Genomic DNA, 14533 nt, shown 5'->3' with positions numbered 1-14533 from the left:
GCATGCTTTACATCAAGGAGCGATCAGCCGCGAAACTCGCTGCGACCGTTGTACTTGGCTTTACCTGCCAGTTGCTCTTCGATACGCAGCAATTGGTTGTACTTGGAAACGCGGTCGGAGCGGCACAGGGAACCGGTCTTGATCTGGCCAGCCGAAGTGCCCACGGCCAGGTCGGCAATGGTCGAGTCTTCGGTTTCGCCGGAGCGGTGCGAGATCACGGCGGTGTAGCCCGCAGCCTTGGCCATCTGGATGGCTTCCAGCGTTTCGGTCAGCGTGCCGATCTGGTTGAACTTGATCAGGATCGAGTTGGCGATCTTCTTGTCGATGCCTTCTTTCAGGATCTTGGTGTTGGTCACGAACAAGTCGTCGCCCACCAGTTGGATTTTCTCGCCGATCTTGTCGGTGAGGATTTTCCAGCCCGCCCAGTCGGACTCGTCCAGGCCATCTTCAACGGAGATGATCGGGTAGCGCTCGGTCAGGCCCTTCAGGTAATCGGCGAACCCTTCGGAGGTGAACACATGGCCTTCGCCGGACAAGTTGTACTTGCCGTCTTCGTAGAACTCGCTCGCGGCGCAGTCCAGGGCCAGGGTCACGTCGGTGCCCAGCGTGTAGCCAGCGTTGGCCACGGCTTCGGAGATCACTTTGAGTGCATCTTCGTTGGACGCCAGGTTCGGCGCGAAACCACCTTCGTCACCCACGGCGGTGCTCAGGCCACGGGCCTTCAGCACAGCTTTGAGGTGATGAAAAATCTCGGTGCCCATGCGCAGGCCTTCGGAGAAGGTCTTGGCGCCAACCGGCTGCACCATGAATTCCTGGATGTCGACGTTGTTATCGGCGTGCTCGCCACCGTTGATGATGTTCATCATCGGCACCGGCATCGAGTACACACCCGGGGTGCCGTTCAGGTTGGCGATGTGTGCGTACAGCGGCAGGTCCTGGTCCTGGGCGGCGGCCTTGGCAGCGGCCAGGGACACGGCGAGGATGGCGTTGGCGCCCAGGCTACCTTTGTTCTCGGTGCCGTCGAGCTTGATCATCGCGTGGTCCAGGGTTTTCTGGTCCAGCGGGTCCTTGCCCAGCAACAGGTCACGGATCGGGCCGTTGATGTTGGCTACAGCCTTGAGTACACCTTTGCCCAGGTAACGGCTCTTGTCGCCATCACGCAGTTCCAGCGCTTCGCGCGAACCGGTGGAAGCACCGGACGGCGCGCAGGCGCTGCCGATGATGCCGTTATCGAGAAGCACGTCGGCTTCGACGGTGGGGTTGCCGCGGGAGTCGAGAACTTCACGACCTTTGATGTCGACGATTTTTGCCATTGTTGTAAACACTCCAAAGTTGACGAAAACGACGCAGCTGAAGGAAATCTTTTGACCGACCGCAAGGGTGGAACAACGAGGCAGGCTTGCAGGCGACAAGGCTCAGGCCCGCAGGCCTGAGCGTAAAGCGAGGGAAAGTCTACCGGAGAAATGGCGCTTACGCGGTCTCTACTGTCGGAAAACTCTTGACCAGTTCGTCCAACTGCTTGAGCTGGGCCAGGAATGGCTCCAGCTTGTCCAGGCGCAGCGCGCATGGGCCGTCGCATTTGGCATTGTCCGGGTCCGGGTGGGCTTCCAGGAACAGGCCCGCCAGCGACTGGCTGATACCGGCCTTGGCCAGGTCCAGCACCTGGGCACGTCGCCCGCCAGCGGAATCGGCGCGACCACCGGGCATTTGCAGCGCGTGGGTCACGTCGAAGAACACCGGGTATTCGAACTGCTTCATGATGCCGAAACCGAGCATGTCCACCACGAGGTTGTTATAGCCGAAGCTCGAACCACGCTCGCAGAGGATCAACTGGTCGTTACCCGCTTCCACGCACTTGCTCAGGATGTGTTTCATTTCCTGGGGCGCGAGGAACTGGGCTTTCTTGATATTGATCACAGCGCCGGTCTTGGCCATGGCGACCACGAGGTCGGTTTGGCGCGACAGGAAGGCCGGCAACTGGATGATGTCGCACACCTCGGCGACCACACTCGCCTGTTCAGGCTCGTGGACGTCGGTGATGATCGGCACGCCGAAGGCTTGCTTGATGTCCTGGAAGATCCGCATGCCTTCTTCAAGGCCCGGGCCGCGATAGGAGGTCACGGACGAACGGTTGGCCTTGTCGAAGCTGGCCTTGAACACGTAAGGGATACCGAGTTTCTCGGTGACCTTGACGTACTCTTCACAGACCTGCATCGCCATGTCGCGGCTTTCCAGCACGTTCATGCCGCCGAACAGCACCATGGGCTTGTCGTTGGCAATCTCGATGTCGCCTACGCGAATGATCTTCTGGGCCATCAGGTTTACGCCTTCTTCTGATGTTGCGTCAGTGCTGCTTTAACGAAGCCGCTGAACAACGGGTGACCGTCGCGCGGAGTCGAGGTGAACTCTGGGTGGAACTGGCAGGCCACGAACCACGGATGATCCGGCGCCTCAACCACTTCAACCAGCTTGCCATCACCGGAGCGACCGGAGATTTTCAGGCCGGCTTCTTTGATCTGCGGCAGCAAGTTGTTGTTCACTTCGTAGCGGTGACGGTGACGCTCGACGATCACGTCCTTGCCGTAGCAATCGTGAACCAGGGAACCCGACTCCAGCAGGCAGTCTTGTGCGCCAAGGCGCATGGTGCCGCCTAGGTCGGAGCTTTCGGTACGGGTCTCAACGGCGCCGGTGGCGTCTTCCCATTCGGTGATCAGGCCCACGACCGGGTGGCCGCTGGTGTGATCGAACTCAGTGGAGTTGGCGTCTTTCCAGCCCAGCACGTTACGGGCGAACTCGATAACGGCCACTTGCATGCCCAGGCAGATACCCAGGTACGGCACTTTGTTCTCACGAGCGTACTGCACGGCGGTGATCTTGCCTTCCACGCCACGCAGGCCGAAACCGCCAGGCACGAGGATCGCGTCAACACCTTCGAGCAGCGCGGTGCCCTGGTTCTCGATGTCTTCGGAATCGATGTAGCGCAGGTTGACCTTGGTACGGTTGCTGATACCGGCGTGGCTCATCGCTTCGATCAGCGACTTGTACGCATCCAGCAATTCCATGTACTTGCCGACCATGGCGATGGTGACTTCGTGCTCAGGGTTGAGCTTGGCGTCGACCACCGCTTCCCACTCGGACAGGTCCGCGCCGTTGCACTGCAGGCCGAAACGCTCGACCACAAAATCATCCAGGCCTTGCGAGTGCAGGATGCCCGGGATCTTGTAGATAGTGTCGGCGTCTTCCAGGGCAATCACCGCACGTTCTTCAACGTTGGTGAACTGCGCGATCTTGCGACGCGAGGAGATGTCGATCGGGTGATCGGAACGGCACACCAGCACGTCCGGCTGCAGGCCAATGGAACGCAGTTCCTTGACCGAGTGCTGGGTAGGCTTGGTTTTGGTTTCGCCGGCGGTGGCGATGTACGGCACCAATGTCAGGTGCATCAGCATCGCGCGTTTGGCGCCGACTTCGAAACGCAACTGGCGAATGGCTTCGAGGAACGGTTGGGACTCGATGTCACCCACGGTGCCACCGATCTCGACCATCGCCACGTCGGCATCGCCTGCACCCTTGATGATGCGGCGCTTGATTTCGTCGGTGATGTGCGGGATCACCTGGATGGTTGCACCCAGGTAGTCACCACGGCGCTCCTTGCGCAGCACGTGCTCGTAGACACGGCCGGTGGTGAAGTTGTTGTTCTGGGTCATGGTCGTGCGGATGAACCGCTCGTAGTGGCCCAGGTCCAGGTCGGTTTCGGCGCCGTCGTGTGTGACGAACACTTCACCGTGCTGGAACGGGCTCATGGTGCCCGGGTCAACGTTGATGTACGGGTCCAGCTTGAGCATGGTGACCTTAAGTCCCCGCGCCTCCAGGATGGCCGCCAATGAAGCGGAGGCAATGCCTTTCCCCAATGAAGAAACAACACCGCCCGTGACGAATATGTAGCGCGTCATGAAAAACCCTAGAAGTCTGCGTTAAAGCGGTCCGAGCCGCCGGGGAAAGCGAAGGAAGGCCGAAGCCCCCGATCACCTGCATTAATCACAGTGCACCTTTCAAAAAAACCGCCGCGTTGTGACAGACCAGCAATGAAACACCGGTACGTTGATCGCTACACATTTTTTGGAATCGCCCAGCAAAGACTGCTTGGTAATCGGCAACTGCTGCGATTCAGTCGAATCCACAGAAGTTGTATCAAGAAGGGAGCGTAGTCTACCGGAAAGGCTCTATCAGCTCAAACCTTGATCGCAAGTCTGTGGCATCCAATCCAATTGCCAGTCACCCGGCGACGTCACCCGCAACCCCGCGAGGCCAGGGACAGCCAGCAATTGCTCGCCCTGATAGAGCAGCGGCAATCTGCCACGGACGAAGCCCGGCAGCCCCCATTCATTAAGCAGACGCTTCAGGTCACGCCGGCCTCGAGCGGGCACTTCGATAATTTCGCCGCCCTGGCGGTAACGGACCGACAACGGGCCTTCGGGGGCCTTGCCGATAAACTTCAGCTGGCCATTGCCGGGTAACTCTAGTGGGTTTTGCGGATGCAGCCAGCTCACCGGAGTGTCGGAAAATTCCGACCACGTCGAGGGCAGCCACCAAATCCGCTCGCCGCAACGATGCAACTGGCCGTCGGCCAGGCACCACAGCGGTTGTGCGTCGCTCTTGGCGTCGCGCAAGGCATACCAACCGGCCCAGTGGTCGCTGTCGGGCAAACGCGTCAGCGGCGTCAGCCAGTGGCGCAGGGCATTTCGCTGGCGCGCATCGGAAAGCTCGCGCAATGGGGCGAGGGCCAATGATGGCAAAGCTAGCCAGGGAAACGCTGAAGGCTGGTCAGCGGCTTGCAGGTCCACCTTCGCCAATTCGTCAAGCAGACCTTGGGCTTCGCTCAGGTGTTCAGCCGTGCGCGCCAGGCTGGAAACGGCTTGCGGCCAACGCGCCGTCAACACGGGGACCACACGATGGCGCAAGTAATTGCGCGAGAAGCGTGGGTCGGCATTGGAAGGGTCTTCGATCCACGTCAACTGGTGCTCATGGGCATAGGCTTCCAATTCAGCGCGAGAGGCCTGCAGCAACGGCCGCACCAAGTGGCCACCCGCCAACGGACGATGCGCCGGCATGGCCGCCAGCCCGCGCACCCCGGCCCCGCGCAGCAGGCGAAACATCAGGGTTTCAGCCTGATCGTCGCGGTGCTGGCCGGTAAGCATCACCTCCCCTGCCCCGATCACCCCGGCAAACGCCTGATAACGCGCATCGCGCGCTGCACGCTCAAGGCTGGCGCCCCGTTGCACTTGCACGCGAATCACCCGCAAGGGCACGCCCAGGCCGTCACATACTGTTTGGCAATGACTGGGCCAGGCGTCAGCCGCAGCTTGCAGGCCATGGTGGACGTGGATAGCGCTGAGGGGGGGGAGAGTTTCGGTGTTTGCCAGAGTAGCCAGCAGATGCAGCAGAACCGTGGAATCGAGCCCACCGGAGAATGCGATGTGCCAGGCCGGGGCATTGCGCCAGGGGGCCAGGGTTTGCAGAAGTTTGGCGGTGAAGGTGGGCTTCATAGCAAAGTACGCCATCAATCTGGAATGCGATAACCCAGCATACACAAAGCAAATGTGGGAGCGGGCTTGCTCGCGATAGCGTTATAGCAGCCAACATCTCGCTGACTGACAACACGCTTTCGCGAGCAAGCCCGCTCCCACATTCAGTAACGCGTCGACTTAGAGACCGTAGCTCATCAGGCGCTCGTAACGACGGGCCAGCAGCGCCTCGTTATCGAACTTCTTGAGCATCGCCAGTTGCGAGCTCAATTCAGCGCGGAGGGTCGCAGCAGCGGCAGCCGGGTCGCGATGGGCGCCGCCCAACGGCTCGGCGATCACTTTGTCCACGATGCCCAGGCCTTTAAGGCGATCAGCGGTGATGCCCATGGCTTCGGCAGCGTCCGGCGCTTTTTCGGCGGTTTTCCACAGGATCGAGGCGCAACCTTCCGGCGAGATCACCGCGTAGGTCGAATATTGCAGCATGTTCAGTTGGTCGCAGACGCCAATGGCCAGTGCACCGCCAGAACCACCCTCACCAATCACGGTGGCGATGATCGGGGTCTTCAAGCGGGCCATCACGCGCAGGTTCCAGGCGATTGCTTCGCTCTGGTTGCGCTCTTCCGCGTCGATACCAGGGTAGGCACCCGGGGTATCGATGAAGGTCAGGATTGGCATCTTGAAGCGCTCGGCCATTTCCATCAGGCGGCAAGCCTTACGGTAGCCTTCAGGGCGCGGCATACCGAAGTTGCGGCGCACTTTCTCACGCACTTCACGGCCCTTCTGGTGACCGATGACCATCACTGGCTGATCGTCCAGGCGAGCGATACCGCCCACGATGGCCGCGTCGTCAGAGAAATGGCGGTCGCCGTGCAGCTCGTCGAACTCGGTGAAGATGTGTTGAATGTAGTCCAGGGTGTACGGACGGCGCGGGTGGCGAGCCAGGCGCGCGATCTGCCAGCTGGTCAGCTTGCCGAAGATGTCTTCGGTGAGCGTGCTGCTCTTGTCTTGCAGGCGAGCGATCTCATCGCCGATATTCAGCGAATTGTCATTGCCGACCAGGCGCAATTCTTCAATCTTGGCTTGCAGGTCAGCGATCGGCTGTTCGAAATCAAGAAAATTCGGGTTCATAAGCGTCCGTCTTGGGTCGACGGCCAAGGAGTGCCTGGCCAGCCGGTTGTCTATTCGCGCCCTACCTTAAGGGAGAGGCGCGTTTAGGTCGAGATTAAATGTTCAGTCGAGATCAGACATATCTGACCGTCAACGGTATTGGAGGAAGACGTTGTCTCGCCCGAACTGGTCACGCAAAGCTTGAATCAAGCCATCAGCGGGATCAATTCGCCACGTCTCACCAAACTGCAACATGGCCTTGGCGTCATTGCCGGTGTACTCCATGGTCACCGGGCACGCGCCACGGTGACGCTTGAGCAGGTCACCCAACCAGCGTAGCTGATCGCCTTTGAGGGCTTCGGTCTTGACCTTCAGGCGCAGGCTTTCGGCGAGGTTGGTGCGTGCATCTTCCATACTCATCACCCGCTTGATACGCAGGCGCAGGCCACCGGAGAAGTCGTCGTTGCTGACCTCCCCTTCCACCACCACCATCGCATCAGTCTGCAGCAACGATTGCGCGGAATGGAAGGCGTCGGCAAACAGCGACGCCTCGATCCGGCCCGAACGGTCGTCGAGGGTGATAAAGCCCATCTTGTCGCCCTTTTTATTTTTCATCACCCGAAGGGCGATGATCATGCCGGCGACGGTCTGGGTGTCCCGCGCCGGTTTCAGGTCGATGATGCGCTGACGGGCGAAACGGCGGATCTCACCTTCGTACTCGTCAATCGGGTGACCGGTCAGGTACAGGCCCAAGGTGTCTTTCTCACCCTTGAGACGCTCCTTGAGTGTCAGCTCCTTGGCCTTGCGGTGGTTGGCATATACATCGGCATCTTCTTCGACGAACAGCCCACCAAACAGGTCGGCATGACCACTGTCGTGAGTGCGCGCGGTCTGCTCGGCAGCCTTGATCGCTTCTTCCATGGCGGTCAGCAGCACCGCACGGTTGCGGTCGATATTCGCCTGATAGGCCTTGGGCTCATCATGGAAATACGGGCCGAGACGGTCGAGCGCGCCACTGCGGATCAAACCATCGAGGGTGCGTTTGTTGATGCGTTTGAGATCAACCCGCGCGCAGAAATCGAACAGGTCTTCGAACGGCCCGTGCTGACGCGCTTCGGTGATTGCCTCTACCGGGCCTTCGCCGACGCCTTTGATTGCGCCCAGGCCATAGATGATGCGGCCTTCGTCGTTCACCGTGAACTTGAACTCCGAGGCGTTCACATCCGGCGCATCGAGGCGCAGCTTCATGGTGCGCACTTCCTCGATCAAGGTCACGACCTTGTCGGTGTTGTGCATATCCGCCGAGAGTACCGCAGCCATGAACGGCGCCGGGTAGTGGGCTTTCAGCCAAGCGGTCTGGTACGAGACCAGGCCGTAGGCGGCGGAGTGAGATTTGTTGAAGCCATAACCGGCGAATTTTTCCACCAGGTCGAAAATGTTACCGGCGAGGTCAGCGTCGATGTTGTTGGTGGCGCAACCCTCAATGAAACCGCCGCGTTGCTTGGCCATTTCTTCGGGTTTTTTCTTACCCATGGCGCGACGCAGCATGTCCGCGCCGCCGAGGGTGTAACCGGCCATGACCTGAGCAATCTGCATCACCTGCTCTTGATACAGGATGATGCCGTAAGTCGGCGCCAGTACTGGCTTGAGGCCTTCGTACTGGTAGTCGGAGTGCGGGTACGCCAGTTCAGCGCGGCCGTGCTTACGGTTGATGAAGTCATCCACCATGCCCGATTGCAGCGGGCCAGGACGGAACAGCGCCACCAGTGCGATCAAGTCTTCCAGGCAGTCGGGCTTGAGCTTTTTGATCAGCTCCTTCATGCCGCGCGACTCAAGCTGGAACACCGCCGTGGTTTCGGCTTTTTGCAGCAACTGGTACGTCGGTTTGTCGTCCAGCGGGATAAACGCGATATCCAGCGGTTCTTCGTTAACCTTGGCGCGCTCGCGGTTAATCGTCTTGAGCGCCCAGTCGATGATGGTCAGGGTCCGCAGGCCCAGGAAGTCGAACTTCACCAGGCCGGCCGCTTCCACGTCGTCCTTGTCGAACTGGGTAACCAGGCCGTCGCCTTCTTCGTCGCAATAGATCGGCGAAAAGTCGGTCAGCTTGGTCGGCGCGATCACCACACCACCGGCGTGTTTACCGACGTTACGCACCACGCCTTCGAGCTTGCGTGCCATGTCCCAGATTTCGGCGGCTTCTTCATCGACCTTGATGAAGTCGCGCAGGATTTCTTCCTGCTCGTAGGCCTTTTCGAGGGTCATGCCGACTTCAAACGGGATCATCTTCGACAGACGGTCCGCCAAGCCGTAGGACTTGCCCTGCACCCGGGCCACGTCACGGATTACAGCCTTGGCCGCCATGGAACCGAAGGTGATGATCTGGCTTACCGCGTTGCGGCCGTATTTTTCGGCCACGTACTCGATCACGCGGTCACGGCCGTCCATGCAGAAGTCGACGTCGAAGTCGGGCATGGAAACCCGTTCCGGGTTCAGGAACCGTTCGAACAGCAGGTCATATTCCAGCGGGTCGAGGTCGGTGATCTTCTGCACATAGGCCACCAGCGAGCCGGCACCTGACCCCCGGCCAGGACCTACCGGTACGCCGTTGCTTTTAGCCCACTGGATAAAGTCCATTACGATCAGGAAATAACCAGGGAAGCCCATCTGGATGATGATATCCAGCTCGAAATTCAGCCGGTCAACGTAGACCTGGCGCTTGGCTTCGTAGTCTTCGGTGGTGTCCTTGGGCAGCAGCACGCTGAGGCGGTCTTCCAGGCCATCGAACGACACCTTGCGAAAATACTCGTCGATGGTCATGCCATCGGGGATCGGGAAGTTGGGCAGGAAGTGCTTGCCCAGCTTCACTTCGATGTTGCAGCGCTTGGCGATTTCGACGGAGTTTTCCAGGGCCTCAGGCAGGTCGCTGAACAGCTCGGCCATTTCATCGGCGCTTTTGAGGTACTGCTCTTCGCTGTAGTTTTTCGAACGGCGCGGATCGTCCAGCGCCCGGCCCTCGCCGATGCACACGCGGGTTTCGTGAGCCTCGAAATCTTCCTTCTTGATAAAGCGCACGTCGTTGGTCGCGACCAGTGGCGCGCCCAGCTTGTCGGCCAGGGCCACAGCGGCATGCAGGTGCTCTTCATCATTGGGGCGGTTAGTACGCTGGACTTCCAGATAGAAGCGATCAGGAAAAACGTCCATCCACTCACGGGCCAGCACCTCGGCTTCCTGCGGGTTGCCGCCGAGCAGCGCGATACCGATCTCACCCTCTTTGGCCGCCGAGAGCATGATCACGCCCTCGCTCGCCTCGGCCACCCACTCGCGCTCGATGATAATCGAGCCGTTGCGTTGGCCGTCGATAAAGCCGCGGGAAATCAGTTCGGTGAGGTTGCGATACCCCACGCCATTCATCGCCAACAGGCTGATGCGGCTCAGGGGGTTATCCGGGTCTTTGTTGGACAGCCACAGGTCGGCGCCGCAAATAGGCTTGATGCCGGCGCCCATGGCGTTCTTGTAGAACTTGACCAGGGAACACATGTTGTTCTGATCGGTCACCGCTACCGCAGGCATGTTCATGCCCACCAGGGTTTTGACCAGCGGTTTGATCCGTACCAGGCCGTCGACCAGGGAATATTCAGTGTGCAGGCGCAGGTGAACGAATGAAGCCGGCATAGTGATCCTGTTCTAATACGTGGAGACAACAAGGCCCGGATTGTACCGGGCCTTGGCAAAAACATCAGCCTCGCGACTAAACCTCGCTGAGGCTCTCACGCAGCTCGTAAGCCTGACGCACCGGGGCGAACGAACGGCGGTGGATCGGCGTGGGGCCGAGGCGAGCCAGGGCTTCCAGATGAACGGGCGTCGGGTAGCCTTTATGGCCGCCAATGCCGTAGCCGGGGTAGATCAGTTCAAACGCAGCCATTTCACGGTCACGGCTGACCTTGGCCAGGATCGACGCGGCGGCGATGGCTGGAACCTTGCTATCACCTTTAACCACCGCTTCTGACGGCATTGCCAGTTTGGGGCAACGGTTACCGTCGATCATCGCCATTTTTGGCGTGATGTGCAGGCCTTCCACCGCGCGCTGCATGGCCAGCATGGTCGCGTGGAGAATGTTCAGCTCGTCGATTTCTTCAACCTCGGCCCGAGCGATATGCCAGCTCAGGGCTTTTTCACAGATCTCATCGTAGAGTTTTTCACGACGGGCTTCGGTGAGCTTTTTCGAATCGTTGAGGCCGAGGATCGGGCGGTTCGGGTCGAGAATCACCGCTGCCGTCACGACTGCGCCACACAATGGGCCGCGCCCTACTTCGTCAACACCAGCCACCAGTTCGTGGGCTTCGGCAACCAGGCTGAAATCCAGGCCCATTTGCGGGGTCATAAGGTTTCCTGTTTATGGCCGATCAAGGTCAGCACAGCATCCGCCGCCTGGTTCGAGGCATCACGGCGCAGGGTGCGGTGAATGTCGTCGAAACCACGGGTCTGCTCTTCGCCGCCGTCGATCAAGGGTAGTAGAGTTTGCGCCAGGGCTTCGGGCGTTGCATCGTCCTGCAACAACTCCGGTACCAACAGGCGCTGTGCCAGCAGGTTGGGCAAGGAGATGTAAGGGCTTTTGACCATGCGCTTGAGAATCCAGAAGGTCAGCGGCGCCAGGCGATAAGCAACGACCATCGGGCGCTTGTACAGCAAGGCTTCCAGGGTGGCGGTGCCCGAAGCGATCAGCACTGCATCACAGGCCGCGAGGGCCAGGTGTGACTGGCCGTCGAGCAGGGTCAGCGGCAAATTGCGACCTTCCAACAACGTTTCGATTTGTGCGCGACGCTGTGGGCTGGCGCAGGGCAAAACAAAACGGGTACCGGGTTTGAGCGCTTGCAACCGCTCGGCAGCATCAAAAAACAGCGCGCCCAGGCGGCCGACTTCGCCGCCACGACTGCCCGGCATCAACGCAACCAGCGGACCGCCGGGCAAGCCCAGTTCAGCACGCGCGGCGGCGCGATCAGCTTGTAACGGAATTGTGTCGGCCAGGGTATGCCCGACAAACCGCACCGGTACGCCCTTCTCTTCGTAAAACCTGGCTTCGAACGGCAGCAACGTCAGCATCAAGTCGCAGCCTTCACGGATCTTCAGCACGCGCTTCTGGCGCCACGCCCATACCGAGGGGCTGACGTAGTGCACGGTCTTGATCCCGGCCTGACGCAACTTGAGTTCGATGTTGAGGGTAAAGTCAGGCGCATCGATTCCGATAAAGACGTCGGGTTTTTCTTCGATCAGCGTCTGAATCAGCAACTTGCGGCGAGCCAGCAGCTCACGCAAACGGCCCAGCACTTCGACCAAGCCCATGACCGACAGGCGTTCCATAGGGAAGTAGGAAGTGAGGCCTTCGGCCTGCATGAGCGGGCCACCTACACCGATAAACTCCACCGCAGGGTGCTGGGCCTTGAGCGCCCGCATCAGGCCGGCACCCAGAATGTCGCCGGAAGCTTCTCCGGCGACCAGCGCAATACGCAGATTAGCCATGATCAGCGGGTGATGCCGCGGGTCGATGCCTGGATCGAGTCACGGAACACCGCAACTTCCGGGAACAATGCGGCAGGCTCGGTCAGCTCTGTCAGCGCCTGGTCAACCGTCAACCCCTGGCGATAAACCACTTTGTAAGCGCGGCGCAGGGCGTGAATCGCCTCTTCGCTGAAACCACGCCGGCGCATGCCTTCGAAGTTCATGCTACGGGCTTCGGCAGGGTTGCCGAATACCGTGACAAATGCCGGAACGTCCTTGCCAATCGCAGTGCCCATGCCGGAAAAGCTGTGGGCGCCAATATGGCAATACTGGTGCACGAGGGTGAAGCCGGACAGGATCGCCCAGTCGTCAACATGCACGTGGCCAGCCAACGCGGTGTTGTTGACCAGGATGCAATGGTTGCCGATCACGCTGTCATGGCCGATGTGCGCATAGGCCATAACCAGGTTGTGATCACCCAGGGTGGTCTCGGCACGATCCTGCACGGTGCCGCGGTGAATGGTCACGCCTTCACGGATGATGTTGTGATCACCGATTACCAAGCGCGTTTCTTCACCCTTGTACTTCATGTCCGGGGTGTCTTCGCCTACCGAGGAAAACTGGTAGATACGATTGTGCTTGCCAATGCGGGTCGGACCTTTAAGGATCACGTGTGGCCCGATGACAGTCCCCTCGCCGATTTCAACACCTGCGCCGACGATCGACCAAGGGCCGACCTCAACGTCGGCGGCCAGAACGGCCGACGGATCGATGATTGCGCGAGGGTCAATCAAACTCATAGTTTGCGTTCCGCGCAGATGATCTCAGCGGAGCACACCGGCTTGCCGTCTACCGAAGCCTGGCATTCGAACTTCCAGATCTGGCGCTTGCAGCTGATGAACTTGGCTTCGAGGATCAACTGGTCACCCGGCGTGACCGGGTTGCGAAAACGCAACTTGTCGGAGCCCACGAAATAGTAAAGCGTGCCATCGGCAGGCTTGAGGTCGAGCATTTTGAAACCAAGGATACCGGCAGCCTGGGCCATCGCTTCGATGATCAACACACCCGGCATGATTGGATGCGCAGGGAAGTGACCATTGAAGAACGGTTCGTTGATGCTGACATTCTTGTAGGCACGAATGCGCTTTTCCTCGACGTTGAGGTCCACTACACGGTCCACCAGCAGGAACGGGTAACGGTGAGGCAGGTATTCGCGAATCTCGTTGATGTCCATCATTTCGGGGGGAAGCCTGTAATAAAGATTGGGGGCGGGCGAACTAAACGCACGCCCCGCTAGCAAATCAAGGAGGCAGTCTAGCGGCTGTGCACACTTGATATGGAAATGGTATCAGCCTTCTGATGAAGCATTACCGCCAGGGGTCACGTCCTCGACACGCTTTTCGACCTGCTTGAGGCGTCGGGCCATGTCGTCGATCTTTCTCAAGCGTGCTGCACTTTTGCGCCATTCAGCCGCTGGCTGCATGGCCGTACCGGAAGAGTAGGAGCCTGGCTCGGTAATCGAGTGGGTCACCATGGTCATGCCGGTAATGAAGACGTTGTCGCAAATCTCGATATGCCCCACCAGCCCAACGCCACCGGCGAGCATGCAATGCTTGCCGATCTTGGTGCTGCCGGAGATCCCCACGCAGGCGGCCATGGCGGTGTGATCGCCAATCTGCACGTTATGGGCAATCTGAATCTGGTTGTCGAGCTTCACGCCGTTACCGATCACGGTATCGGCCAAGGCCCCACGATCCACAGCGGTGTTGACACCGATTTCCACGTCATCGCCGATCAATACGCCGCCGACCTGGGCAATCTTGTGCCAAACACCTCTGGAATTGGCAAAACCAAAACCTTCGCCACCGATCACAGCGCCGGACTGAATAACCACCCGCGCACCGATACGAACGTCGTGGTACAGGGTGACGCGAGGCGCCAGCCAGCCATCGGCACCGATTTCGCAGCGCGCACCGATAAAGCAATGCGCACCCACCGTAACGCCGGCAGCAATGCGTGCACCACTCTCGATCACGGCAAATGCGCCAATGCTGGCCGCAGGGTCAACCTGGGCATCAGCGGCGATAACGGCCGATGGATGAATACCACCGGCAGCCTTGGGCTTTGGATCGAACAGGTGCGACGCCCGGGCATACGCCAGGTAAGGGTCGGCCACCACCAGCGCGTCCCCGGTAAACCCTTCGGCATCGGCGGCCTTCAGCAACACGGCTGCGGCTTGGCTGTCGACCAGGTATTTACGGTATTGGGGATTTGCGAGGAAGCTCAACTGAGCTGGGCCAGCCTCCTGCAAGGTGGCTAGCCCAGTGATTTCTTTCTCCGGGGAGCCACTCAAGGTGGCTCCCAGGAACTCGGCCAACTCGCCGAGCTTGATAGTCGCGGTCATG

11 protein-coding genes are annotated in these 14533 nt (G+C 59.8%); all 11 read right to left on the bottom strand.

From position 1 onward, the window contains the following. Positions 1 to 23: 23 nt before the first annotated feature. The 11 genes from eno to lpxD all read right to left on the bottom strand — a co-directional run bounded on the left by eno (position 24) and on the right by lpxD (position 14532). On the bottom strand, positions 24 to 1313 hold the full coding sequence (eno, locus tag ACA065_RS07075; protein ID WP_497693894.1) for a phosphopyruvate hydratase: 1290 nt from the start codon (positions 1311 to 1313) through the stop codon (positions 24 to 26). A 157-nt stretch (positions 1314 to 1470) separates the two neighbouring features. Next, positions 1471 to 2316 carry a 3-deoxy-8-phosphooctulonate synthase gene (kdsA, locus tag ACA065_RS07070; RefSeq protein WP_497693893.1) on the bottom strand — a complete coding sequence of 282 codons (846 nt, stop codon included), beginning with the start codon at positions 2314 to 2316 and terminating at the stop codon, positions 1471 to 1473. A 5-nt stretch (positions 2317 to 2321) separates the two neighbouring features. Next, a complete protein-coding gene (gene pyrG, locus ACA065_RS07065) occupies positions 2322 to 3953 on the bottom strand; it encodes a CTP synthase (RefSeq protein ID WP_076962180.1) in 1632 nt (543 codons plus the stop codon). Between the two features lie 273 nt (positions 3954 to 4226). Next, positions 4227 to 5546: a tRNA lysidine(34) synthetase TilS gene (tilS, locus tag ACA065_RS07060; RefSeq protein ID WP_497693892.1), complete on the bottom strand. Its 1320-nt coding sequence runs from the start codon at positions 5544 to 5546 to the stop codon at positions 4227 to 4229. 159 nt (positions 5547 to 5705) lie between these two features. Then, the gene (locus ACA065_RS07055) at positions 5706 to 6653 is read right to left on the bottom strand and encodes an acetyl-CoA carboxylase carboxyltransferase subunit alpha (protein WP_179678098.1); all 948 of its coding nucleotides are present in this window, start codon (positions 6651 to 6653) and stop codon (positions 5706 to 5708) included. Between the two features lie 129 nt (positions 6654 to 6782). Next, positions 6783 to 10304: a DNA polymerase III subunit alpha gene (gene dnaE / locus ACA065_RS07050; protein WP_497693891.1), complete on the bottom strand. Its 3522-nt coding sequence runs from the start codon at positions 10302 to 10304 to the stop codon at positions 6783 to 6785. 76 nt (positions 10305 to 10380) lie between these two features. Further along, the gene (rnhB, locus tag ACA065_RS07045) at positions 10381 to 11013 is read right to left on the bottom strand and encodes a ribonuclease HII (RefSeq protein ID WP_497693890.1); all 633 of its coding nucleotides are present in this window, start codon (positions 11011 to 11013) and stop codon (positions 10381 to 10383) included. Then, positions 11010 to 12149, bottom strand: a complete 1140-nt coding sequence (gene lpxB, locus ACA065_RS07040) for a lipid-A-disaccharide synthase (protein WP_497693889.1) — start codon at positions 12147 to 12149, stop codon at positions 11010 to 11012. Before lpxB ends, rnhB begins: the two co-directional genes overlap by 4 nt. A gap of 2 nt (positions 12150 to 12151) precedes the next feature. Then, on the bottom strand, positions 12152 to 12928 hold the full coding sequence (gene lpxA / locus ACA065_RS07035) for an acyl-ACP--UDP-N-acetylglucosamine O-acyltransferase (protein ID WP_497693888.1): 777 nt from the start codon (positions 12926 to 12928) through the stop codon (positions 12152 to 12154). Next, complete coding sequence (gene fabZ / locus ACA065_RS07030; protein WP_003172281.1) at positions 12925 to 13365, bottom strand: 3-hydroxyacyl-ACP dehydratase FabZ; 441 nt, start codon at positions 13363 to 13365, stop codon at positions 12925 to 12927. Before fabZ ends, lpxA begins: the two co-directional genes overlap by 4 nt. Before the next feature lie 111 nt (positions 13366 to 13476). After that, complete coding sequence (lpxD, locus tag ACA065_RS07025) at positions 13477 to 14532, bottom strand: UDP-3-O-(3-hydroxymyristoyl)glucosamine N-acyltransferase (protein WP_497693887.1); 1056 nt, start codon at positions 14530 to 14532, stop codon at positions 13477 to 13479. Between the last annotated feature and the right edge of the window lies 1 nt (position 14533).

It is taken from the genome of Pseudomonas sp. LBUM1640 (assembly GCF_059716225.1).
Note: the sequence above shows the minus strand (reverse complement) of the source record. Positions and strands in the feature narration are given on the sequence as shown.

What these genes read in the sequence shown, in the direction of transcription:
- eno (WP_497693894.1), bottom strand. Translation starts at nt 1,313, where the DNA reads ATGGCAAAAATCGTCGACATCAAAGGTCGTGAAGTTCTCGACTCCCGC.
- dnaE (WP_497693891.1), bottom strand. Translation starts at nt 10,304, where the DNA reads ATGCCGGCTTCATTCGTTCACCTGCGCCTGCACACTGAATATTCCCTG.
- tilS (WP_497693892.1), bottom strand. Translation starts at nt 5,546, where the DNA reads ATGAAGCCCACCTTCACCGCCAAACTTCTGCAAACCCTGGCCCCCTGG.
- lpxD (WP_497693887.1), bottom strand. Translation starts at nt 14,532, where the DNA reads ATGACCGCGACTATCAAGCTCGGCGAGTTGGCCGAGTTCCTGGGAGCC.
- fabZ (WP_003172281.1), bottom strand. Translation starts at nt 13,365, where the DNA reads ATGATGGACATCAACGAGATTCGCGAATACCTGCCTCACCGTTACCCG.
- ACA065_RS07055 (WP_179678098.1), bottom strand. Translation starts at nt 6,653, where the DNA reads ATGAACCCGAATTTTCTTGATTTCGAACAGCCGATCGCTGACCTGCAA.
- kdsA (WP_497693893.1), bottom strand. Translation starts at nt 2,316, where the DNA reads ATGGCCCAGAAGATCATTCGCGTAGGCGACATCGAGATTGCCAACGAC.
- lpxA (WP_497693888.1), bottom strand. Translation starts at nt 12,928, where the DNA reads ATGAGTTTGATTGACCCTCGCGCAATCATCGATCCGTCGGCCGTTCTG.
- lpxB (WP_497693889.1), bottom strand. Translation starts at nt 12,149, where the DNA reads ATGGCTAATCTGCGTATTGCGCTGGTCGCCGGAGAAGCTTCCGGCGAC.
- pyrG (WP_076962180.1), bottom strand. Translation starts at nt 3,953, where the DNA reads ATGACGCGCTACATATTCGTCACGGGCGGTGTTGTTTCTTCATTGGGG.
- rnhB (WP_497693890.1), bottom strand. Translation starts at nt 11,013, where the DNA reads ATGACCCCGCAAATGGGCCTGGATTTCAGCCTGGTTGCCGAAGCCCAC.